Genomic DNA, 21,556 nt, shown 5'->3' with positions numbered 1-21,556 from the left:
GCCTTCAGTGCTGGTGCAGCATCCCCGTCAGCACCGCGATCACCGCCACCCCCGTCAGCATCAGCGCGAACTGGCTGGCCCAGCCGTTGAGCCGCTGGCGGGTCTGCCGGTGCAGGTCGGGCACCAGGTCGGCCAGCGCGATGTAGACGAAGCTTGCGCTGGCCAGCATCAGCACGTAGGGGACCGCTCCCTGCGCGCTGTCGAGCGCGAAATAACCGATCAGACCGCCCAGCACCCCGGAGAGGCTGGACAGCGCATTGAAGAAGAGCGCGCGCTGCCGGGTGTAGCCCGCGTTCAGCAGCACGATGAAGTCGCCGATCTCCTGGGGCAGCTCGTGGGCGGCGATCGCAATCGTGGTCACGATGCCCAGGCGCGGGTCCGCCAGGAAGGCCGCGGCGATCAGCACGCCGTCGGTGAAATTGTGGATGGTGTCGCCCACCAGAATCAGCGTGCCCCCCGGCCCGGCCTCGTCGCGGTCATGCCCGTGGTGATGCGCATGCCCATCGCCCTCGTAGTGGTGGCTGTGCCGCAGCACCGCGAGCTTCTCCAGCGCAAAGAAACCGATCAGGCCGGCCAGCAGCGTGGCGGTCAGCCTGTGCAGGTCGGCGCCGGACTCGATCGCCTCGGGGATCATGTGCAAGGTGGCAGTGGCCAGCAGCAGGCCGGCCGACAGGCTGACCAGCCGCTGGATCGCGCCCGCGAGCAGGCGCATCGAGATCCAGGCGGCCGCGAGGATGCTCGCCAGCCCGGTCAGCAGGGTGGCGGCGACGATCAGGGCGAGGGTCACGAAAGGCTCCGGTGCGGAACTGCAGTGCGGGCCGCCAGGCGGCCGCGGGAAATCTGGGACATCAGTGCGCGCGCTCCCAGTTGGGCCCGACGCCCACCTCGACTTCGAGCGGCACCCTGAGGCTGGCGACGCCGGTCATCAGTTCCGGCAGCTCGGCCTTCACGCGATCGAGCTCGGCATCCGGCACCTCGAGCACCAGCTCGTCGTGCACCTGCATCACCAGCCGCGACTCCATGCGCTCGCGCTCGAGCCAGTCCTGCACGCGGATCATCGCCAGCTTGATCAGGTCGGCCGCAGTGCCCTGCATCGGGGCGTTGATCGCAGCGCGCTCGGCCGCCTGCCGGCGCGGCCCGCTGGGGCTGGCGATCTCGGCGAGCCAGAGGCGGCGGCCGAACACGGTCTCCACCCAGCCCTGGGCGCGGGCCAGTTCGCGCGTCTCGTCCATGTAGCGCTTGACGCCGGGATAGCGGGCGAAATAGCGGTCGATGTAGTTCTTCGCCGCGTCGCGCTCGATGCCGAGGTTGCCAGCCAGGCCGAAGGCGCTCATCCCGTAGATCAGCCCGAAGTTGATCACCTTCGCGTAGCGGCGCTGCTCGGAACTGACTTCGGCGGGGGTGACGCCGAAGATCTCGCCGGCAGTGGCGCGGTGCACATCGAGCCCCTCGGCGAAGGCGCGCAGCAGGCTCTCGTCGCCCGACAGGTGGGCCATGATGCGCAGCTCGATCTGCGAGTAGTCGGCCGACACGATGCTCGAGCCTTCTGGCGCGATGAAGGCTTCGCGGATGCGCCGGCCCTCGGGCGTGCGCACCGGGATGTTCTGCAGGTTGGGGTCGCTCGAGGCCAGCCGCCCGGTCACCGCCACCGCCTGCGAGTAGCTGGTGTGCACCCGGCCGGTGCGCGGGTTGACCATCTTCGGCAGCTTGTCGGTATACGTGGACTTCAGCTTCGCCAGGGCGCGGTAGTCGAGCACCACGCGCGGCAGCGGATAGTCCTCGGCCAGCTTCGCCAGCACCTCCTCGTCGGTGGAGGGTGCGCCGCTCGCGGTCTTCTTGACCACTGGCAGGCCGAGCCGCTGGAACAGGATCTCGCCGAGCTGCTTGGGGGAATTCAGGTTGAAGGGCTGGCCCGCCACTTCGTAGGCCCGGGCCTCGATCTCGAGCATGCGATGACCGAGCTCCTCGGACTGCCGGGCCAGCAGCGCGCCGTCGACCAGCACCCCGTGACGCTCCATGCGCTGCAGCACCCTGCAGGCGGGGATCTCGATGGTCGCGTACACGTAGTCGAGCTTGGGGTCGGCCGCCACCTGCGGGTAGAGCACCCGGTGCAGGTGCATGGTCACGTCTGCGTCCTCGGCCGCATAGCGCGACGCCTGCTCGATTCCCACCTGGTCGAAGGGGATGCGGCTCGCGCCCTTGCCGGTCACCTCGTCGTAGGTGATGGTGGTGCGCTCGAGGTGGCGGCGCGCAAGCGAATCCATGTCGTGGCTGCGGTGCGCCTCGAGCACGTAGGACTCGAGCAGGGTGTCGTGCTCGATTCCCTTCAGCCGCACGCCGTGGTTCTCGAAGACGTGCGCGTCGTACTTCAGGTTCTGGCCGACCTTGTGCCTGGCCGGATCCTCCAGCCAGGCGCGCATCCGCTCGAGCACCCGTTCGCGCGGCAGCTGGTCCGGCGCGCCTGCATAGCGGTGGGCCAGCGGGATGTAGCAGGCGCTGCCCGGCTCGAGCGACAGCGAGATGCCGACCAGTTCCGCGGCCATGGGATCGAGCGACGTGGTCTCGGTGTCGACCGAAACGAGCTCGGCGTCGGCGAGCAGCGCGAGCCAGCGCTCCAGCTGCGCCTCGGTGAGCACCGTCTCGTACTCGGGCGGCACGACGGCAGCGGGCGCTGCGGCGGCGTCCGCCTGCGCTGACGCTGCGGAATCTCCAGACGCTGCGGCAGCGGCTTGCGGCGCCTGCGCCGGCGCGGCGCCGCCTGCGCCGCGCGAAGCATCCGCGCCCTTGCCGCCCAGCTCGGCCAGCCAGCTGCGAAAGCCGCAGCGCTCGAACAGCTCGCGCAGCCGCTCGCGGTCCTCCGGGAGCAGGTCGAGCTCATCGAGCGAGCCCAGGTGCGACGAGAGGTCGCAGTCGGTCTTTACGGTGACCAGTCGCCGGGCCAGCGGCAGCCAGTCCAGCGCGCGGCGCAGGTTCTCGCCCACCGCGCCGCCGATGCTGCCGGCAGCCTCGATCACGCCGTCGAGCGAGCCGTACTGCTCAAGCCACTTCACTGCGGTCTTGGGGCCGACCTTGTCGACTCCGGGAACGTTGTCCACGGTGTCGCCAACCAGCGAGAGGTAGTCGACGATGCGCTCGGGCGGCACGCCGAACTTGGCGATCACGCCCTCGCGGTCCAGCCGCTCGGGCGTGCCGCCGCGCGTGGTCATCGTGTTGATGAGAATGACGTGGTCGCCGACCAGCTGCGCCAGGTCCTTGTCCCCGGTGGAGACGACGGTGTCCATCTGCCGGCGGTGCGCCTGCCCGGCCAGCGTGCCGATGACGTCGTCGGCCTCGATGCCCTCGATCATCACCAGCGGCCAGCCCATCGCGCGCACGATCTCGTGGATCAGGGGGATCTGCCGGGCGAGATCCTCCGGCATGGCCTTGCGATTGGCCTTGTACTCCGGATACCACTCGTCGCGGAAGGTCGGGCCGGGCGCGTCGAAGACCACCGCACCATGGCTCGCGCCGCCGCCCAGTTTGATGTCCGAGCGCAGACGCCGTAGCATCGCCACGATTCCGTAGATCGCACCGGTGGGCTCGCCCTCCCTGTTCCTGAGGTCGGGAAGCGCGTGGAATGCGCGATACAGGAAGCTCGAGCCATCGACCAGCAGGAGCGTTTTGTCAGTCATGTCCAGCACCAAGAACGTGCCGCAATTGCGCGGGATCAGGAGCCCCGAGCGCTCGACCTCGCTGAAGGCGCGTGAGTCGTGGCATATCCTGGGAATTATCTCAGAGTTCGTCGAGGCGACGGAGCGGCTCGCGGAGATCCGGCCGGCGGTCTCGATCTTCGGCAGCGCCCGCATCGGCCCGGGCCACCGCTGGTACGAACTGACCGTGGATCTCGCGCGCCGGCTCTCCGACGCAGGCTTCGCGGTCATCTCGGGCGGCGGCCCCGGCATCATGGAGGCGGCGAACAAGGGCGCCCATGCGGGTGCCTCGCCCTCGGTCGGACTCAACATCCAGCTGCCGCACGAGCAAAGCGGCAACGAATACCAGGACATTGCGCTGAACTTCCGCCACTTCTTCGCGCGCAAGGTGGCGTTCGCGAAGTACGCGTCGGCCTTCGTCGCGGTGCCCGGCGGCTTCGGCACGCTCGATGAGCTTGCCGAGGTGCTCACGCTGTCTCAGACCGGAATGGGCCGGCGCATCCCGGTGATCCTGATCGACTCCGCGCACTGGCGCGGGCTGCTCGACTGGATCCGCAGCGCGATGCTCGACAACGGCCTGATCTCCGCCGGCGATCTCGAGCTGATCCGGCTGGTCGACGATCCCGCCGAGGCGGTCGAGGCGATTTTCGATTTCTACGAAGCGCGCGGCTTCGAGCCCACCCCGACCGAGAACGAGGTGATGCTCTACCTCTGAGGGCCGGCGGCGGCGGCGCGCGGTCTGCTATCCTGCGCGCGCCGCATTGCTGGCGGTTCCGTTTGCGGTTCCGCCCTCCCTTTTCGCCGTCTTTTCGCTGCTGCAGCGCCACTCCATGGCCGTCTTCACGCCGGTAACCCGCGAACAGCTCGAGCAATGGCTCGGGCACTACGAGCTCGGCAGCCTCCTGGCCTTCGAGGGCATCGCCTCGGGCATCGAGAACAGCAATTTCTTCGTCGACACCGAACGCGGCCGCTACGTGCTGACGCTCTTCGAGCGGCTGGACGCGGAGCAGCTGCCCTTCTACCTCGGCCTGATGCACCACCTGGCGGCGGCTGGCATCCCGTGTCCCGACCCGGTGCCCGGCCGCGACGGCGCTGCGCTGCGCAGCCTCAACGGCAAGCCCGCCGCGCTGGTCACCCGGCTGCGCGGGCGCTCCGAGATGCACCCGGGCGCCGAGCAGTGCGCCCAGATCGGCGCCACCCTCGCCAGGATGCACCTTGCGGCCGCCGACTACGACGGTCGCCAGCCGAACCTGCGCGGCCTGGCCTGGTGGCAGGAGGCGACGCCGCGCGTGCTGCCCTTCCTGGCAGCAGCGCAGGCACGGCTGCTGCGCGACGAGCTGACTGCGCAGGAGGCCTTCGCCGGATCGACAGCTTGCGCAGCCCTGCCCGGCAGCGCGGTGCATGCCGACCTGTTCCGCGACAACGCGCTGTTCGAGGACGGACGGCTCGGCGGCATCATCGACTTCTACTTCGCCGGCCGCGACACCTGGCTGTTCGATCTCGCGGTGACCTGCAACGACTGGTGCATCGACGACGCAAGCGGCGGCTTCGACCCCGCCCGGCTCGCCGCGCTGCTGCAGGCCTACGCGGGCGTGCGCCGGCCGGCCCCCGAGGAACGCGCGGCCTGGCCGATGATGCTGAGGGCCGCGGCGCTGCGCTTCTGGCTGTCGCGGCTGTACGACCTGCACCTGCCGCGTCCGGCCGAAATGGTGACGCCCAAGGATCCCGCCCACTTCGAGCGCATCCTACGCGCCCGCCGCGCCGGCGTCCCGGCGCTCGACTGAAAAGGGCACGCGATGCAGGTTTCCCTCCTCCCCGCCTCCGCCGGCCGCCGCTGGGTGGTCGAAGGCTTCCGACTGCTGCGCCGGCAACCGGTGCCGCTGCTGCTGCTCGTGGTGATCTGCATGTTCCTGCTGGGCGTGAGTTCAGCGATCCCGCTCGGGCCCTTCGTCTGGGCGCTGGGCACCCCGCTGCTGCTGGTCGGCCTGATGCGCGCGGTGCGCGCGGTCGACCGCGGCGATCGGCCATCGCCGAAAATGCTGCTGGCCGCGATCCAGGAGGACGGCGGGCGGGCGGTCAAGCCGCTGCTGCTGCTCGGCCTGACCAACGTGCTGGCATCGATGGCGGCGCTTGCCATCGTCTCGATGCTGGTCGGCGGGCTCCCGGACCCGGGCATGCTGTCGACGCCGGCGCCTGAAGGCGCCGGCACGTCCGGCACGTCCGAGGTGCCAGGTGCGCCCGGCGTGCCTGGCGTGCCCGGCACCCCGGGCGTACCCGAAGTGCCGGTGCCCGATGCATCGATGCTGCTCGCCCCCGCGCTGTTCCTGGTGCTCTACATCCCGGTGCAGATGGCGCTCTGGTATGCGCCGCTGTTCGTGGCCTGGCACAGCGTGCCGCCGCGCAAGGCGATGTTCTTCAGCTTCGTCGCCACCTGGCGCAACCGCTGGGCCTTCGTGCAGTTCGGCCTGACGTGGTTCGCGGTGGCGCTCGCGGTGTCGCTGATTTTCCGAATGCTCGAGTCGGTGTTCGGCGAGGACTCGAGCATGCTCGCGTTCTTCGTGCTGTCGCCGGTGTCGCTGGTGATGACCGGAGCGCTGCTGTGCTCGCTGTGGCCCACCTACCGCGACGCGGTGCTGCCCGACAACGAGCCGGCTGCGGCGGAGCGCGGGCCGCACTGACGGCCGCGCCCGGCCCGGGCCGTTTCAGCCCAGCGTCTCGAGCTTCGCCACCGACAGGGCCAGCCACTTCACCCCGACCCGGCCGAAGTCCACCTGCACCCGGGCGTCGTCGCCGCTGCCTTCGATCCCGACGATCACGCCCTCGCCGAAGCGGGCATGCATCACCCCCTGCCCCACCCGGTAGGCAATGCCGCGGTCGAAACGCTGTGCAGCGCGCTGCTCGTGCGGGCCGAGCCTGCCGGTGTCGCCATTGTCCGCGCGGCCCCGCGCTGCGCCGCCGCGAGTGGACGAGCTCCAGGCCGATGCGCCCGCTCCGCCTTGCGCGGGCCTGGCGCCGCCCCGCGCTGGCGCATCGAATCCCTCCCACGCGCCCCGGTAGCCCTCGCTCCAGGCCGGCTCGGCGCGCGCCTGCGTGCGCGGCGTCAGCCACTTCAGCGACCCTTCCGGCAGCTCGTCGAGGAAGCGCGAGCGCATGCTGTAGCGGGTCTGCCCGTGCAGCATGCGCATCTGCGCAAACGACAGGTAGAGCCGCTGGCGGGCCCGCGTGATCGCCACGTACATCAGGCGGCGCTCCTCCTCGAGACCGGACTCGTCGGTCGCGCCGGGGCGGACGCCACCGCGCGGCGTTCCGGTCACCGCGTTCTCGTGGGGAAAGAGCCCCTCTTCCAGCCCGGTGACGAAGACCCCGTCGAACTCCAGGCCCTTGGCGGCATGGATGGTCATCAGCTGCACGGCGTCGGCGCCCTCGCCCGCCTGGTTGTCGCCCGCCTCCAGCGATGCATGGGACAGGAAGGCGGCCAGCGGCGTCATCGCCGGCAGGGCCGCGCCGCCTGCCTCCGGTGCGGCATCGCCAAGCACCTCGGGCACATCCGCGAGCAGGTTCGCGGGCAGCGGCGCCGCGGCGGCCGCCACCCCAACGGCCGCCGGCACGTCCTGGCCGATGCCCTCCTCGGCGAGGTAGGCAGCGGCGGCGTTGACCAGCTCGCGCAGGTTCTCCAGACGCTCCTGGCCTTCCTTCTCGGCCAGGTAGTGCGCTGCCAGGCCGCTGCGCTCGACGACCTGCTCGACGAGCTCGGGCAGCGGCAGCCTGCGGGTCTCGGCGGCGAGCCCGTCGATCAGCCGCGTGAAGGCGGTGAGCTTGGCCGCGGCCGCGCCGGACAGTCCGGCGACGGCAGCGAACAGGCTGGATGCGCCGCCGCGCGCGGAATCCTGGAGCGCCTCCAGCGAACGCGCGCCAATGCCGCGCGTGGGGAAGTTCACCACCCGCAGGAAGGCGCCGTCGTCGGCCGGGTTCTCGATCAGGCGCAGGTAGGCGAGCGCATGTTTGACCTCGGCGCGTTCGAAGAAGCGCAGCCCGCCGTAGACCCGGTAGGGCAGCCCCGCGGAGAACAGAGCATGCTCGATGACCCGCGACTGGGCGTTTGAACGGTAGAGCACCGCGACGTCGGAGCGCGCCCAGCCGTCGCGCACCAGCCCGCGCACCTCTTCCACCAGCCACTGCGCCTCCTGCCGGTCGTCGAGGGCTTCGTGGACGCGCACCGGCTCGCCATCGCCGGAATCGGTCCAGAGGTTCTTGCCCAGGCGGCTGCGGTTGTTGAGGATCAGCGTGTTGGCGCAGGCCAGGATGTTGCCCTGCGAGCGGTAGTTCTGCTCGAGCTTGATGAGGTTGCGCACCCGGTACTCGCGCTCGAAGGCCGCCATGTTGGCGACGTTCGCGCCGCGAAAGGCATAGATGCTCTGGTCGTCGTCGCCGACCGCGAACACTGCCGCGCCGCCGCCGGCCAGCAGCCCCAGCCAGCGGTACTGCAGCCGGTTGGTGTCCTGGAACTCGTCGACCAGGATGTGGCGGAAGCGCCGCTGGTAGTGCTCGCGGATGAACTGGTTGCGCTCGAGCAGATCGTGGCTGCGCAGCAGCAGCTCGGCGAAGTCGACCACGCCCTCGCGCTGGCACTGGTCGTCGTAGGCCTGGTACAGCTCGACGCAGCGCCGGCTGTAGTCGTCATGCGCCTCCACCTGCGCGGGACGCAGGCCCTCCTCCTTGGCGCCGTTGATGAAGTGCTGGAGGTTGCGCGGCGGGAAACGCTCGTCGTCGACGTTGAGGGTCTTGAGCAGGCGCTTGATCGCGGCGAGCTGGTCCTGCGAATCCAGGATCTGGAAGGACTGCGGCAGGCCGGCATCGCGGTGATGCGCGCGCAGCATCCGGTTGCACAGGCCGTGGAAGGTGCCGATCCACATGCCGCGGGTGCTGACCGGCAGCATCGCGGACAGCCGTGTGAGCATCTCGCGGGCCGCCTTGTTCGTGAAGGTGACCGCGAGCACCCCCTGCGGGCCGACCTGCCCGGTGGAGATCAGCCAAGCCAGCCGCGTGGTCAGCACGCGGGTCTTGCCGCTGCCGGCGCCTGCCAGGATCAGCGCATGCTCGGCCGGCAGGGTGACCGCGGCGAGCTGGGGTTCGTTCAGGTTGGCGAGGAGGGTCGACATCTGGAATCCGGGGCAACCTGTGATTTTACACAGTGACGGCCTGCAGTCATCGGAGCATCCAGAGGGCCGCTGCCATCAGGTAGACCGCCAGCATGCGGCGGCGCAGCCGGTCCTCGATCCCGCGCAGGCGGCGCGAGAAGAAGGACTGGGCGATCACCACCATCAGGGTGAGCACCGCGAGCAGGATGGCATGCTCGCCGGTCACTCCAGCGGCGGCCAGCCTCGAGGGCGACAGCGCGCCGCTCACCCCGAGCATCGCCAGCGACTGCAGGGTGGCGAACGCCACGAACACCATCGAGACGTTCACCGCGTCGATCGCCGCCATCCGCGCGCGCATCGTCAGCAGCGGCATCAGCAGGGTGGCCCCGCCCAGGCCGAACATCGACGAGGCCAGCCCGGCGGCGGCGCCGATCGCCAGCAGCAGCAGCGGATGCGAGCGGTCCGCAGCCCGGCCCCAGCTTGGCACCGGACCTGGCGCCGGACCTGGCGCCGGCGCGGGCCGCCCGAAGGCGGTCCACAGGCCCACCGCAGCCAGCAGCACCCCGAACAGGAGCCGAAGCGTGTCGCCCGACAGCCTCGTGAGCAGAGCGACGCCCAGCAGCGCCGGCAGCACCGAGCCCGCGGCCAGGACGCCGATCGTGTACATCGACACCATCCGGAACCTGAGCAGTTCCAGCGCCCGCCAGGACGAACCCATCCCGATCGCAACCAGGCTGCACATCACCGAAATCTTCATCGGCACCGGATCGAGCCCCGGCAGGTGGTTGAACAGGGTGTCGATCACCGGGACGACGAAGGCGCCGCCGCCGATGCCGAACAGCGCCATCAGCAGGCCGGTCAGCGTGCCGGCCAGCGCGAAGAGCAGAACGAATTCCAGGAGTTCGGACATCGCGGGATGATAAGCAGCGCGACCGCTGCGCGATCGGGGATGCCGCCGCCCGTTGTGCGCCCGCGCGGCGCCGGGGCGAAAAAAACGCCCGGGCGCGAGGCGGCCGGGCGTCTTCGGCAACGCCGCGCCTGCCGGCGCGACGCAGCGCAGGCTTACCAGTCGATGGTCTGCGCGATCGCGTCCGCGGACTGGCGCATCAGGGGCAGGAACTCCTTGGCCTCATCGAGGCCGAGACGGTCTGCCGGGGCATGCACCGAAAGTGCCGCAACGACGCGGCCGTCGATGTCGCGCACCGGCACTGCCAGGCAGCTGACGCCCGCCAGGTATTCCTCATTCTCGGTGGCGTAGCCGTCGCTGCGGATCTGCTCGAACTCGCGCGACAGGCGGGCGGGATCGGTGAGGGTGTTGCGGGTGTGCGAGATGAGCGGCGTGACGCGCAGGAAGCGGTCGCGGCTGCGCTTGGGCAGGTGGCTCAGGAACAGCTTGCCGCTCGCCGACGCGTAGAGCGGCAGCGTGGAGCCCGAGCTGAGCGCGACGCGCAGGGGCCAGCCCACCTCGACGCGATCCAGCAGCAGCACCGAGTTGTTGTTCGGGATGGAGATGTTGCAGGTTTCGCCCACCTGCTCGACCAGTTCCTCGAGCACGCCGCGGCGGGCCGCACGGTTGGGCGAACGCAGCAGGGTGTCGCCGGCCAGCGTGCTGAGCCGCTCGGCGCAGGTGTAGCGCTTGGTGCCCGGTTCGCGGCCGATCAGGCCCGCATGCTCGAGCGTCGTGAGGATGCGATAAACCGTGGGCTTGGGAAGATCGACCTCGCGGCAGATCTCGGACAGCGGCGGCGGCGAGTCCTGTCCGGCAATCGCCTCCAGAATTCGCACCGCGCGCAGAATGGCCGACCCGGCCGGAACTGCCTCGCTGGCCCGTTGTGTCTCCTCGATCATCGCGTCTCCTTCGATCATGGTTTCAGGCTCAAATGTTGAAGTCTGAAATATATACAAAATGGAATCGCGTGTCTCGGGAAGCTGATGACACCCCGGGAAATCCCTTAGAAACGCCGATCGTGAGGCCAGGCCAGGCGCCTCGATGGCCTTCGTCCGCGCTCTCAGCGCGCGCAACCGTAGCGTGACGCCAGCCCACCCACCGTTTCGTGGAAACCGCGGATCGTGTCCTCGATGATCTCGCGCACCGGCCTGATCGCGTCGATCCGGCCGCAGACCTGGCCGGCGAGCGGGATCGCGGCCTCCATGTCGCCGCCGAAGTAGAGCTCGCGAACGTTCGCGAAATGCGCGCGCATGTCCTCGGGATTGTCAAACTCGAGCGCCTGCGTGCGCGCGGTGCGCAGCGCACGCAGCGCCGGTCCCTTGCCCCCGCGGTTCAGGAACACCGTGTCGGTTTCCTCGGCGCGGACGATCGCGTTCTTCCAGTTGTCGTGCACCGGCGACTCCACGCTGGACAGCATCCGGGTGCCCATCTGCACGCCTTCGGCGCCCAGCGCGAAGGCCGCAGCCATCGAGGCACCGTCGACGATTCCGCCAGCGGCGATCACTGGCACATTCACCCTGGAGCAGACCAGCGGCAGCAGCACCATCGAGGCCACGTCGCGCTGATTCTTGAACCCGCCGCCCTCGGCCCCCTCGACGATCAGCCCGTCGACCCCGGCCTCGAGCGCCTTCAGCGCGCCCTTGAGCGTGGGCACCACATGGAACACCGTCAGGCCGGCCGCCTTCAGCTCGGCGCAGTAACGCGAAGGATCGCCCGCCGACGTCGTCACGAAACGCACCCCCTGGTCGACGACGAAGCGGACGATGCCGGGGTCGCGGACATAGGCGAGAGCGATGTTCACGCCGAAGGGCTTGTCGGTGAGCTCCCGCATCCGGGCGATCTCGCCCCGGATGACGTCGAGCTCCCCGGATCCGGTCTCGATGATGCCCATGCCGCCCGCGTTGGAAACGGCGCTGGCCAACTGCGCGCGGGCGATCCAGCCCATCGGGGCCTGCACGATCGGATGCTCGACGCCGAGCAGATCGGTGACGCGATTGCTGATGCTCATGCCAGTGTATTCGCCTGTGGAGATGGAAGAGGGAGATGAAGCGGGGATTGAGCGGGGACGGACCTGCTCAGCGCTCCGCGAGGAAATAAGCGGTAGTGATCGGCGTGCCGGGGCGCTGGAACGCGCGCACCGCGTCCTCGATGTCGCGATCGACCAGCGTGGTTCGCATCAGCTGGCGCTGGTACTCGACCCAGGATTCAACGATGAAACGCTCGGTGAAGCGATGCTCGTCGGCCAGGTCCCGGTAGAGCCGCCAGAAGGTCGCCCCGGTGCGCCGGCGCACGTCGCCGAGCCTCGTGGCCGCCTCGATGAAGGCCTCGCGCGAAGCCGGTTCGATCGCATAGCGCAGCTCGACCGCCACCGGCCCGGCCTCCATCGCCGGATGCGTGAACGCCGCCGGCTGCTCCGCCGGACCGGAGTGCGTGACCTCGCGCTCCTCGCCATACCTGAGCACATAGCGGCGACTGGCAAAGCGCGTCAGCAGCAGCGCCGCCGCAGACACCAGCAGCGTCGTCTGCAGGCCCTGCCAGGCCGCAAGCGCCCCCCACAGCAGCGCACCGAAGGCCATGCCGGCCTGGGTGACGAGGATGTAGAGCGCGATCATCCTGGAACTCACCCAGGATGGAACCGTGGTGACCAGGCCCGCATGGATCTTCGACATCGTCGCGGTCCACGCCGCGCCGCCCGCCATCAGCACCGGATAGACGATCCAGGCACTGCGAACCGTGGCGACCACCACCAGGGTGAGCGCGAACACGACCGACGCGACCGCGAGCACCCGCTCGATCGTGTAGCGCGCCCGGATCAGCGGCATCAGCACGCCGACCGCGATCGCGCCGATTCCCAGGCAGGCGATCAGCGTGCCGAAGCCGGCGGCGGACGCGCCAAGACGCTGCTGCGCGACCGCAGGCAGCAGCGCCCAGAGCGCGCTGCCGCACGCCGAAAAGAGCAGCGTGCGCACCAGGAAGGCCTTGACCGGCGCCGAGTGAACGAAGAAGCGCAGCCCGGCGCGCATCCCGCCGAGCAGCCGCTCCGGAGGCAAGGGGCTGGTCCGGGGAATCATGCGCCAGCGCCAGACCACTGCGGTGACGTAGAGCAGCACCACGGTATTGAGCGCGAACACCCCCGAAGAGCCACTGAGCACGATGACGAAGCCGGCGATCGCAGGGCCGATCGAACGGGCGATGTTGAACGCGATCCCGATCAGCGTAATCGCCTGAGTCACGTCCTCGCGCGGGACCGACTCGGCCAACGCCGACTGCCAGGCAGGCGCGTTCAGGGCGAGGCCGGTACCGAGCATGAAGGTCAGAAAGAGCAGGCCCCCTTCGCCCATCCACTGCCCGGACGCGAGCACCGCCATCAGGCCGGACGCGAACAGCATCAGCACCTGGGTGACCAGCAGCAGCCGGCGGCGGTCGACCAGATCGGCCAGCACCCCGGCGGGGAGCGACCAGAAAAAACCCGGCAGGCTGACGGCGGTCTGCATCATCGCCACCCAGAAGGGCGATGGCGTCAGCGAGGTCATGTACCAGGCGCCGCCCACGCTCTGCATCCAGACCACGAGATAGGTCGCGAGCGCGGCCAGCCAGGCGGTACGGAAGGTGCGGTTGCGCAGCGGGCGCCAGGGCGACAGCGTCGGCTCGCTCGCCGCGCCGCTCACGGACCGGCTCCCGCGGGCGCAACGGCAGCAGGGTGCGCACTGGCCGGTCCGGGCGGCGGCGGCCGGGAGCGGCAGTGAGCGCCGCGGATCGCCGGCCGCGCTGCGCTGCGCTCGCCCACCCTGCTGCAACAGCCTTCGTACCGGTGATCCATGGCTCGCCTTTGTCGGGCATTCATTGAACAGGGCCGCGCCCGGCAGCGCAACCGGCGCCCGGAGCGGGGATGCCGAATTCGCCGCGCACCGCACCGCGGCCCTGGGATTGTCGCCGGCGCCGGACACCACCAACCGTACGTCGCACCGAAGCCCCCGATTCGCCGCGCCCTCGGCACGCGGCGCCATGGATCGCGTCGAATGGCGCGATCGGTCAGCCAATTTGCACGCCATATGCCAAGCAATCAGACGCAGCCGCACCATCCCCGCAGCCGCTCGCGCCGACGCCAGTCCGGCGTCACTGCGATCGAGTACGCGCTGCTTGCGGGCCTCGTCGCGCTCGGCGTCGCCGCGGGCGCATCGTCGCTCGGCGACGGATTGTCGGCGGGCTTCGGGAAGATTTCGTCCGCGCTCCAGGCTTTGCCTGGCGGACCTGGAGACGGCGGCTCAGGCTCAGGCGGCGCCGGGAACGGGAACGGGAACGGGAACGGGAACGGGAACGGGAACGGGAACGGGAACGGCAACGGCAACGGCAACGGCAACGGCAACGGCAACGGCAACGGCAACGGCAACGGCAAAGGGAACTCGGGCAACCCGGGGAAGGGCAACAACGGCAATGCCTACGGCCGCTGAAACTCCCCGGGACGACCCGCAGGGCTGAAGCTCGCGGCGCCCACGCGGCGGCATACTGCGGCATCGACTACCGCAGGACGGCCGCCTTGACTTTCGACCAAACCCTTCTCGCCGCCATCCTGGCGGCCACGGTGGCGATGTTCCTGCGCGGCAACTGGCGCCACGACATGGTGGCGATGGCCAGCCTGCTCGCCTGCGTCGTCGCCGGCTTCGTCCCTCCGTCGCAGGCCTTTGCGGGTTTCGGCCACCCCGCGGTGATCACGGTCGCCTGCGTCCTGGTCCTCAGCCAGGCGCTCCAGACCACCGGGGCAATCGACAGCCTGGTGCAGAGAGTGCTTCCGTCATCGTCCGGCCCTACCGCCACCATCGCAGCGCTCACCGGACTGGCCGCGCTGCTGTCGGGCTTCATGAACAACGTCGGGGCGCTGGCGCTGCTGATGCCGGTGGCGCTCCAGGTGGCAAGCCGCCAGCAGCTGCCCCCCGCCCGCGTGCTGATGCCGCTGGCCTTCGGTTCGATCCTCGGGGGAATGACCACGCTGATCGGCACGCCACCGAACCTGATCGTCTCTGGCTTCCGCCAGCAGCAGGGAGGCGAAGGTTTCGACATGTTCGACTTCACGCCAGTCGGCCTCGTGGTCGCGGTGAGCGGCGTCCTCTTCATCGCGGTCATCGGCTGGCGACTCGTCCCGGCGAGGGAGCGCGCCAGCAAGGAAGGGTTCGAGACCGAGGCTTACATGACCGAAGCCCGCGTGAGCGAATCGAGCAAGGTGGCCGGCCTGCGCCTGCGCGAGGTGGAGGCCTTGCTCGGGGATATCGATGCGCAGGTGATCGGCATCGTCCGCAACGACCTGCGGGTGACTGCGCCAAACCCCGGCCGCATCGTCCGCGCCTCGGACATCCTGGTCATCGAAGCGGAAGCCGAGGCGCTCGCCGGGGCCCTTTCCAAGCTCGGCCTCAAGCTCGAGGAGGCGGTCCGCCCGCCGCCGCCCGCAGACGCCGCAGACGCGGCAGACGCGGCCGACGCGGGCGCGGATGGCGGGTCGGCAGACGGGGGCAAGGCCTCCGAAAGCGGTTCCGTGCAGGAAGCGGGCGAGGAAAAGCGGCGCGGCAAGCCCTCCTCCAGCGACGAGATCGCACTGGTCGAGATCGCGATCCTGCCCCGCTCGGAACTCGTCGGCCGCTCCGCGAGCGACCTGCTCCTGCGCACCCGTTACAGCATCAACCTGCTGGCGGTCTCCCGCCAGGGGCGGCGCTCGATGGCGCGGCTGCGTGCACTGGTGTTCGCCGCCGGCGATGTGCTGCTGATGCAGGGACCGCCCGAGGCGATCGCCGAGTTCGCCGGACAGAACGGCTGCGTGCCGCTGGCAGAGCGTGCGCTGAACATCCCGAACCGCCGCAAGGCGATCTCCGCGGCGGTCATCCTGGCCGCAGCGGTTGCGGTGGCCGCGCTTGGCATCCTGCCGGCCGCGGTCGCCTTCGCAGCGGGCGTGCTGGCCTCGATGGCGATGCGCACGGTCTCGCTGCGCGCGGTCTACGACAGCGTGGACTGGCCTGTGGTGGTGCTGCTGGCGGCATTGATCCCGGTGGCCTCGGCAATCGAGTCCACCGGTACCGCGGACCTCATCGCCCGGCTGCTGCTGGATTCGATCGCCCAGGGACATGCGGTGGTCGCGCTCGCGCTGGTGCTCGTGGTCACGATGACCCTGTCGGACGTGATGAACAACGCCGCAACCGCAGCAGTGATGTGCCCGATCGCGCTCGGCACCGCGAGGCAGCTCGGCGTCGACGGCGACGCCTTCCTGATGGCGGTGGCGATCGGCGCATCCTGCGCCTTCCTCACGCCGATCGGGCACCAGAACAACACGCTGATCCTGGGCCCCGGCGGCCTGCGATTCGGCGACTACTGGCGCCTGGGCCTGCCGCTGGAAGTGCTGGTCGTCGCCATCAGCCTGCCGCTGCTTCTGGTCGTCTGGCCGCTCTGATCAGGCGCCGCGCTCGCCATGGCGCTCCGATGCTCCGAGACGCGCCTTGTGGCGGTACATCCGCGCGTCGGCCTTCGCGAGGAGCTCGGCCGGGGTGGCCCCGTCGCAGGGGTAGACGGCAATTCCGATGCTCGCGCCAATCGTCACGCGAACGCCGTCGATCCAGACGGGCATCTCCAGCCGCTCGCGAATCTTGCGCGTGACCCGGCCCACCGAACGCCCGTCGTCCACGCGCGGCAGCATCACGACGAACTCGTCGCCGCCGTAGCGCGCCACCGTGTCCGACTGGCGCACGGTGGCCGACAGCCTGCGCGCAACCTCGACCAGCAGCCGGTCGCCGGCCGCATGGCCCAGGCCATCGTTGACTTCCTTGAACCGGTCGAGATCGAGAAGAAGCACCGCGACCCGAAGAGAATCGCGCGATGCCAGCGCGACTGCGCGGTTCAGGCGGTCCGTCATCAGCGCGCGGTTCGGCAGGCCGGTGAGATCGTCGTGGTAGGCGAGTTCCTCGACCTGCGCGACGGCCGCCCCGAGCCGGGCCAGCTCCGCCCGCAGCCGTGCGTTGTCGCGGGCCAGCGCGCGGATGCGCTGGCGCGCTGCCTGGATGTCCGGTGACGCGGCCTCCGCGACAGGGGGCTCGACGGCGACACGCCGCAGACCTGCAGGGCGCACTACGCGCAGCACCCTGGCCCGTCGCCTCACGGCGGAATCGGCAACGCGGGAGCTTGCAGGCCTTTCCATGGGAGCCTCCGTCTCGAGGGCGGACTGCCGCGCAGACAAACGGCAACCGCCGATAACGAACGTACGCAGGACCGTCACTGCCGGCCGACCTGCGGGCCGCTCCGGCGGACAAGCGCACGGGAAATCGTGCGAAATGTCACGTTACACCTGTCTGGCGATCCTTGCACGCGGCGCCGGAAGTCCGCCGGCTCCGCAGCCGCAGGCGCGTCCCGGAGGCGCCCCGCCGCAGGCGGCTGGCGCTCCGGGCAAGGCGGCGTAGGCTGTAAAATGGAGGGTTAGTCCGGACCCGCCCGGCTCCGGCGCTCCCCTGGGCCCAGCCAACATGCAAGAGACCAACGAAGCGACCGTCGCGAAATACGACGCGGGCATCCTCGAGCCCGCCGCCCAGCAGCACTGGGCCGCGATCGACGCCTACCGCGCCCGCGAGCACGACCCGCGCTTCCCCAAGGGCAAGTACTACGCCTGCTCGATGCTGCCCTACCCCTCGGGCAAGCTGCACATGGGCCACGTGCGCAACTACACGATCAACGACGTTATGTACCGCCATCTGCGGATGAACGGCTACAACGTGCTGATGCCCATGGGCTGGGACGCCTTCGGACTGCCCGCCGAGAACGCCGCGATGAAGAACGGCGTGGCGCCGGCGAAGTGGACCTACGAGAACATCGCCTACATGAAGAAGCAGATGCAGGCGATGGGGCTGGCGATCGACTGGTCGCGCGAGATCGCTGCCTGCGACCCGAAGTACTACAAGTGGAACCAGTGGCTGTTCCTGAAGATGCTCGAGACGGGCATCGCGTACCGCAAGACGCAGATGGTCAACTGGGATCCGGTCGACCAGACGGTGCTGGCCAACGAGCAGGTGATCGACGGGCGCGGCTGGCGCACCGGCGCGCTGGTGGAGAAGCGCGAGATCCCCGGCTACTACCTGAAGATCACCGACTACGCCGAGGAGCTGGTCGAGCAGGTCGAGAACCACCTGGACGGCTGGCCGGAGCGCGTGCGCACGATGCAGTCCAACTGGATCGGCCGCTCCACCGGCGTGCGCTTCGCCTTCCCGCACGAGGTGCACGACGCGGGCGGAACGCTGGTCGGCGAGGGCCGCCTCCACGTGTTCACCACGCGCGCCGACACCATCATGGGCGTGACCTTCGTCGCGGTGGCGCCCGAGCACCCGCTGGCCACCGTGGCCGCCGCGCGCGACCCGCAGGTCGCAGCCTTCGTCGACGAGGCCAGGCGCGGCTCGGTGATGGAGGCCGACATCGCCACGATGGAGAAGAACGGGGTGCGCACCGGGCTCAGCGTGACGCATCCGCTGACCGGCGCGCAGGTCGAGGTCTGGGTCGGCAACTACGTGCTGATGAGCTACGGCGACGGCGCGGTGATGGGCGTGCCGGCGCACGACGAGCGCGACTTCGCCTTCGCGAAGAAATACGGCCTGCCGATCCGCCAGGTCATCGACGTCGACGGCCAGGCCTTCTCCACCGAGGCCTGGCAGCCCTGGTACGAGGAGAAGGGCCGCGGCGCCTGCGTGAACTCCGGCCGCTACGACGGCCTGGGCTTCGAGGCGGCGATCGACGCGATCGCCGCCGACCTCGCCGCGCAGGACCTGGGCGGAAAGAAGACCCAATGGCGCCTGCGCGACTGGGGCATCTCGCGCCAGCGCTACTGGGGCACGCCGATCCCCATGATCCACTGCGGCGACTGCGGCCCGGTGCCGGTGCCTTACGACCAGCTGCCGGTGAAACTGCCGGAAGACCTGATCCCGGACGGCAGCGGCAACCCGCTTGCCAAGGACGAGCGCTTCCTTAAGTGCCAGTGCCCGAAGTGCGGCAAGCCGGCGCGCCGCGAGACCGACACGATGGACACGTTCATCGACTCGGCCTGGTACTACATGCGCTACTGCTCGCCGGACAACGACGAGGCGATGGTCGACGCGCGCAACGACTACTGGATGCCGATGGACCAGTACATCGGCGGCATCGAGCACGCGGTGCTGCACCTGCTGTACGCGCGCTTCTGGACCAAGGTGATGCGCGACGTCCGCGGCGGCTTCCCGGGCGACGACACGCGCGGTCTGGTCAAGTTCGACGAGCCCTTCACCCGCCTGCTGTGCCAGGGCATGGTGCTCAACCACATCTACTCGCGGCGCAACGAGCGCGGCGGTGTCGAGTACTTCTGGCCCGACGAGGTCGAGAACGTGTTCGACGGCGGCGGGCGCATCTGCGGCGCCAAGCTCAAGGCGGACGGATCGCCGGTCGACTACGGCGGCGTGGGCACGATGTCCAAGAGCAAGAACAACGGCGTCGACCCCCAGGAGATCATCGACCGGTACGGCGCGGACACCGCCCGACTGTTCGTGATGTTCGCCAGCCCCCCCGAGCAGACGCTCGAGTGGTCCGGCACCGGCGTCGACGGCGCGCACCGCTTCCTGCGCCGGCTCTGGTCCTTCGGGCAGGCCCAGTCGGCGCGCTTCGCGGCGCCCGCGGCGCCGCTGGACGCCTCACGGCTGGGCGCGGCCCACAAGGCCCTGCGCTTCGAGATCCACACGGTGCTGCGGCAGGCCGACTACGACTACCAGCGCCTGCAGTACAACACCGTGGTCTCGGCCGGCATGAAGATGCTCAACGCACTGGAAGGCGCCCGGCTTCCCGAAGGCCCCGAGGCCACCGAGGTGCTGCGCGAGTGCTTCTCCATCCTGGTGCGCGTGCTGTACCCGGTGGCGCCGCACATCGCGCACGGGCTGTGGACCGAGCTCGGCTACGCCACGATCCACGGCGACATCCTCGACGCTCCGTGGCCCCAGGTCGACGAGGGCGCGCTGGTGCGCGACGAGATCGAGCTGGTGCTGCAGATCAACGGCAAGGTGCGCGGCGCGGTGACGGTGCCCGCCGACGCCGACGCGAAGGCGATCGAGACGGCTGCGGTCGCCACCGAGGCCTTCGCCCGCCTGGCAGAAGGCCGCGCCCCGAAGAAGGTGATCGTGGTGCCCGGCCGGCTGGTCAACGTCGTCGTCTGAGGAGCCGCACCATGCGCCCCGCTCCCATCATCCCTCGACGAAGCGTGCTGGCCGCACTGGCGGCCACGCTGCTTGCAGCGGGCTGCGGCTTCCAGCTGCGTGGCTCCGCCGAGATGCCGTTCCGTACCCTCTACGCGGGCTTCCCGCCGGGCTCCGAAACGGGGCTCGAGTTCGCCCGCATGATGCGCGGCAACGACACGCGGCTGGTGGCTCGCCCGCAGGACGCGCAGGCCCGCCTGGAAGTGCTCAGCGAGGGGCGCGAGAAGGAGATCGTCGGCTTCTCGAGCACCGGCCGGCCGCGCGAGCACCAGTTGCGCCTGCTGTTCAGCTTCAGGCTGGTGGACGCTGGCGAGGAGGAGCTGATCCCGCCGACGCGGCTGGTCCTCCACCGCGACATCACCACCACCGACACCCAATACGTCGCCAAGGAACAGGAAGAGGCGCTGCTCTACCGCGACATGCAGCGCGACCTGGTCCAGCAGCTGCTGCGGCGCCTGTCCGCGGCGCGGCGCTGAGTCCGGATCCGCCGCCGTGGCTCAGGTCCGTCCGGAAGCCCTGTCCGCCACGCTCGCGCGGCGGATCCCTGCGCTCGTCTGGATCCATGGCGACGAGCCGCTGCTCGTCATCGAATCGACCGATCTGGCCCGGCGCGCGATGCGCGAGGCGGGCTTCCAGGAGCGCCAGGTGTTCGACGTCGACCGCAGCTTCCGCGTCGAGGCGCTGGTCGCCGAGACCCGCTCGCTGTCGCTGTTCGCCTCCAGCCGCATCATCGAACTGCGCCTGAGCGGCAAGCCGGGCAAGGAGCTCGGCCAGGCGCTCGCCGAGGCGGCCGCCGACGCCGACGAAGGCACCCGGCTGCTGGTCTCCGGCCCCCGGCTCGACCGCACCGCCACCAGCGCCGCCTGGTTCACCGAGCTGGACCGTGCCGCCTGCGTGGTGCCGATCTTTCCGGTGGAGCGCGCGCAGCTGCCGAAGTGGATCGCCCACCGGCTCGCCGCGGCAAGGCAGCGCGCCGACGAGGCAACGCTGGCCTTCCTGGCCGAGCGCGTCGAGGGCAACCTGCTCGCCGCGCACCAGGAACTGCGCAAGCTCGCGCTGCTGTTCCCGGAAGGCCTGCTGCCGGCCGAGGAAGTGCGCCAGGCCGTGCTCAACGTGGCGCGCTACGACGCGTTCTCGCTCGCCGATGCAATGCTCGCGGGCGACGCGGCGCGCACCCTGCGCAGCGTCGACGGCCTGCGCGCAGAGGGCGAGGCCGCGCCGCTGGCGCTCTGGGCCATCTCCGACCCGATCCGCAACCTCGCCCGGCTCGCCGATGGCAGCGGCCAGGGCCGGCCGCTGACGCAGCGCATGCGCGAGCTGCGCATCTTCGGGCCGCGCGAGCGCCTCTACGAGCGCGCGCTGGGCAGGCTGGACGCCCGCGCGCTGGCAGTCGCGCTGCAGGAGGCTGCCAGGATCGATAGAATCATCAAGGGACTGGTCGCCGACGACGCCTGGGCCGCAATGGCGCGCTTGGCCGCCTCCATCGCCGGCGCGCCTGCGCTCGCGCGCCCGCCCGATCCCCTCCTCAGCTGAACCGAACCCAGGACG

The 21,556-nt window shown here is 70.1% G+C and carries 16 protein-coding genes; 8 read left to right on the top strand and 8 right to left on the bottom strand.

What is annotated here, in order from left to right:
* Positions 1 to 4: 4 nt before the first annotated feature.
* Together HNQ70_RS03730 and polA are read right to left on the bottom strand one after the other, a co-directional pair.
* Positions 5 to 787: a ZIP family metal transporter gene (locus HNQ70_RS03730; RefSeq protein WP_343060625.1), complete on the bottom strand. Its 783-nt coding sequence runs from the start codon at positions 785 to 787 to the stop codon at positions 5 to 7.
* 61 nt (positions 788 to 848) lie between these two features.
* Positions 849 to 3,671 carry a DNA polymerase I gene (gene polA / locus HNQ70_RS03725; RefSeq protein WP_183964432.1) on the bottom strand — a complete coding sequence of 941 codons (2,823 nt, stop codon included), beginning with the start codon at positions 3,669 to 3,671 and terminating at the stop codon, positions 849 to 851.
* On the opposite strand from polA, the gene HNQ70_RS20075 reads away from it, so the two are divergent.
* The 3 genes from HNQ70_RS20075 (at position 3,670) to HNQ70_RS03710 (ending at position 6,367) form a co-directional block, all read left to right on the top strand.
* The gene (locus HNQ70_RS20075; RefSeq protein WP_183964430.1) at positions 3,670 to 4,404 is read left to right on the top strand and encodes an LOG family protein; all 735 of its coding nucleotides are present in this window, start codon (positions 3,670 to 3,672) and stop codon (positions 4,402 to 4,404) included. The genes polA and HNQ70_RS20075 overlap by 2 nt on opposite strands.
* Before the next feature lie 115 nt (positions 4,405 to 4,519).
* Positions 4,520 to 5,473, top strand: a complete 954-nt coding sequence (locus tag HNQ70_RS03715) for a homoserine kinase (protein ID WP_183964428.1) — start codon at positions 4,520 to 4,522, stop codon at positions 5,471 to 5,473.
* A gap of 12 nt (positions 5,474 to 5,485) precedes the next feature.
* Entirely contained in the window at positions 5,486 to 6,367 is an 882-nt protein-coding gene (locus HNQ70_RS03710; RefSeq protein WP_183964426.1) for a BPSS1780 family membrane protein, read from the top strand.
* Positions 6,368 to 6,391: 24 nt separating this feature from the next.
* Here the strand turns inward: HNQ70_RS03710 and HNQ70_RS03705 are convergent, their stop codons facing one another.
* The 5 genes from HNQ70_RS03705 to HNQ70_RS03685 form a co-directional block, all read right to left on the bottom strand.
* Positions 6,392 to 8,848, bottom strand: a complete 2,457-nt coding sequence (locus tag HNQ70_RS03705) for a UvrD-helicase domain-containing protein (RefSeq protein ID WP_183964424.1) — start codon at positions 8,846 to 8,848, stop codon at positions 6,392 to 6,394.
* A 46-nt stretch (positions 8,849 to 8,894) separates the two neighbouring features.
* Positions 8,895 to 9,737, bottom strand: a complete 843-nt coding sequence (locus tag HNQ70_RS03700; RefSeq protein ID WP_183964422.1) for a sulfite exporter TauE/SafE family protein — start codon at positions 9,735 to 9,737, stop codon at positions 8,895 to 8,897.
* Positions 9,738 to 9,889: 152 nt separating this feature from the next.
* Positions 9,890 to 10,693: an IclR family transcriptional regulator gene (locus HNQ70_RS03695; RefSeq protein ID WP_183964420.1), complete on the bottom strand. Its 804-nt coding sequence runs from the start codon at positions 10,691 to 10,693 to the stop codon at positions 9,890 to 9,892.
* Between the two features lie 143 nt (positions 10,694 to 10,836).
* Entirely contained in the window at positions 10,837 to 11,784 is a 948-nt protein-coding gene (locus tag HNQ70_RS03690; protein WP_183964418.1) for an NAD(P)H-dependent flavin oxidoreductase, read from the bottom strand.
* Between the two features lie 67 nt (positions 11,785 to 11,851).
* On the bottom strand, positions 11,852 to 13,444 hold the full coding sequence (locus HNQ70_RS03685) for an MFS transporter (RefSeq protein WP_183964416.1): 1,593 nt from the start codon (positions 13,442 to 13,444) through the stop codon (positions 11,852 to 11,854).
* Between the two features lie 351 nt (positions 13,445 to 13,795).
* Between HNQ70_RS03685 and HNQ70_RS03680 the strand changes: the two genes are divergently transcribed.
* Both HNQ70_RS03680 and HNQ70_RS03675 read left to right on the top strand, forming a co-directional pair.
* Positions 13,796 to 14,227 (top strand): Flp family type IVb pilin, encoded by a 432-nt coding sequence (locus tag HNQ70_RS03680; protein WP_246434683.1) that lies wholly within the window; start codon positions 13,796 to 13,798, stop codon positions 14,225 to 14,227.
* 86 nt (positions 14,228 to 14,313) lie between these two features.
* Positions 14,314 to 16,209, top strand: a complete 1,896-nt coding sequence (locus tag HNQ70_RS03675; RefSeq protein ID WP_183964414.1) for an SLC13 family permease — start codon at positions 14,314 to 14,316, stop codon at positions 16,207 to 16,209.
* Here HNQ70_RS03675 and HNQ70_RS03670 read toward each other — a convergent pair whose 3' ends face one another.
* The gene (locus HNQ70_RS03670; RefSeq protein ID WP_183964412.1) at positions 16,210 to 16,950 is read right to left on the bottom strand and encodes a GGDEF domain-containing protein; all 741 of its coding nucleotides are present in this window, start codon (positions 16,948 to 16,950) and stop codon (positions 16,210 to 16,212) included.
* A gap of 322 nt (positions 16,951 to 17,272) precedes the next feature.
* Between HNQ70_RS03670 and leuS the strand changes: the two genes are divergently transcribed.
* Genes leuS through holA form a run of 3 tightly spaced genes read left to right on the top strand, consistent with a single transcriptional unit; the run spans position 17,273 to position 21,541 of the window.
* A complete protein-coding gene (gene leuS, locus HNQ70_RS03665; RefSeq protein ID WP_183964410.1) occupies positions 17,273 to 19,969 on the top strand; it encodes a leucine--tRNA ligase in 2,697 nt (898 codons plus the stop codon).
* An 11-nt stretch (positions 19,970 to 19,980) separates the two neighbouring features.
* Positions 19,981 to 20,484, top strand: coding sequence for an LPS-assembly lipoprotein LptE (locus HNQ70_RS03660; RefSeq protein WP_183964408.1), 504 nt, complete (start codon positions 19,981 to 19,983; stop codon positions 20,482 to 20,484).
* A gap of 16 nt (positions 20,485 to 20,500) precedes the next feature.
* Positions 20,501 to 21,541 (top strand): DNA polymerase III subunit delta, encoded by a 1,041-nt coding sequence (holA, locus tag HNQ70_RS03655; RefSeq protein ID WP_183964407.1) that lies wholly within the window; start codon positions 20,501 to 20,503, stop codon positions 21,539 to 21,541.
* Positions 21,542 to 21,556 lie beyond the last annotated feature (15 nt).

It is taken from the genome of Quisquiliibacterium transsilvanicum, assembly GCF_014202215.1.
Lineage (GTDB): Bacteria > Pseudomonadota > Gammaproteobacteria > Burkholderiales > Burkholderiaceae_E > Quisquiliibacterium > Quisquiliibacterium transsilvanicum.
This window is presented reverse-complemented; position numbering and strand designations above follow the sequence as displayed.

Bases quoted from the DNA above. Each gene is read 5' to 3' on its own strand.
- HNQ70_RS03695 (WP_183964420.1), bottom strand. From the start codon at position 10,693: ATGATCGAAGGAGACGCGATGATCGAGGAGACACAACGGGCCAGCGAG.
- HNQ70_RS20075 (WP_183964430.1), top strand. From the start codon at position 3,670: ATGTCCAGCACCAAGAACGTGCCGCAATTGCGCGGGATCAGGAGCCCC.
- polA (WP_183964432.1), bottom strand. From the start codon at position 3,671: ATGACTGACAAAACGCTCCTGCTGGTCGATGGCTCGAGCTTCCTGTAT.
- HNQ70_RS03680 (WP_246434683.1), top strand. From the start codon at position 13,796: ATGGCGCGATCGGTCAGCCAATTTGCACGCCATATGCCAAGCAATCAG.
- HNQ70_RS03705 (WP_183964424.1), bottom strand. From the start codon at position 8,848: ATGTCGACCCTCCTCGCCAACCTGAACGAACCCCAGCTCGCCGCGGTC.
- HNQ70_RS03700 (WP_183964422.1), bottom strand. From the start codon at position 9,737: ATGTCCGAACTCCTGGAATTCGTTCTGCTCTTCGCGCTGGCCGGCACG.
- HNQ70_RS03660 (WP_183964408.1), top strand. From the start codon at position 19,981: ATGCGCCCCGCTCCCATCATCCCTCGACGAAGCGTGCTGGCCGCACTG.
- HNQ70_RS03715 (WP_183964428.1), top strand. From the start codon at position 4,520: ATGGCCGTCTTCACGCCGGTAACCCGCGAACAGCTCGAGCAATGGCTC.
- leuS (WP_183964410.1), top strand. From the start codon at position 17,273: ATGCAAGAGACCAACGAAGCGACCGTCGCGAAATACGACGCGGGCATC.
- HNQ70_RS03710 (WP_183964426.1), top strand. From the start codon at position 5,486: ATGCAGGTTTCCCTCCTCCCCGCCTCCGCCGGCCGCCGCTGGGTGGTC.
- HNQ70_RS03690 (WP_183964418.1), bottom strand. From the start codon at position 11,784: ATGAGCATCAGCAATCGCGTCACCGATCTGCTCGGCGTCGAGCATCCG.
- HNQ70_RS03670 (WP_183964412.1), bottom strand. From the start codon at position 16,950: ATGGAAAGGCCTGCAAGCTCCCGCGTTGCCGATTCCGCCGTGAGGCGA.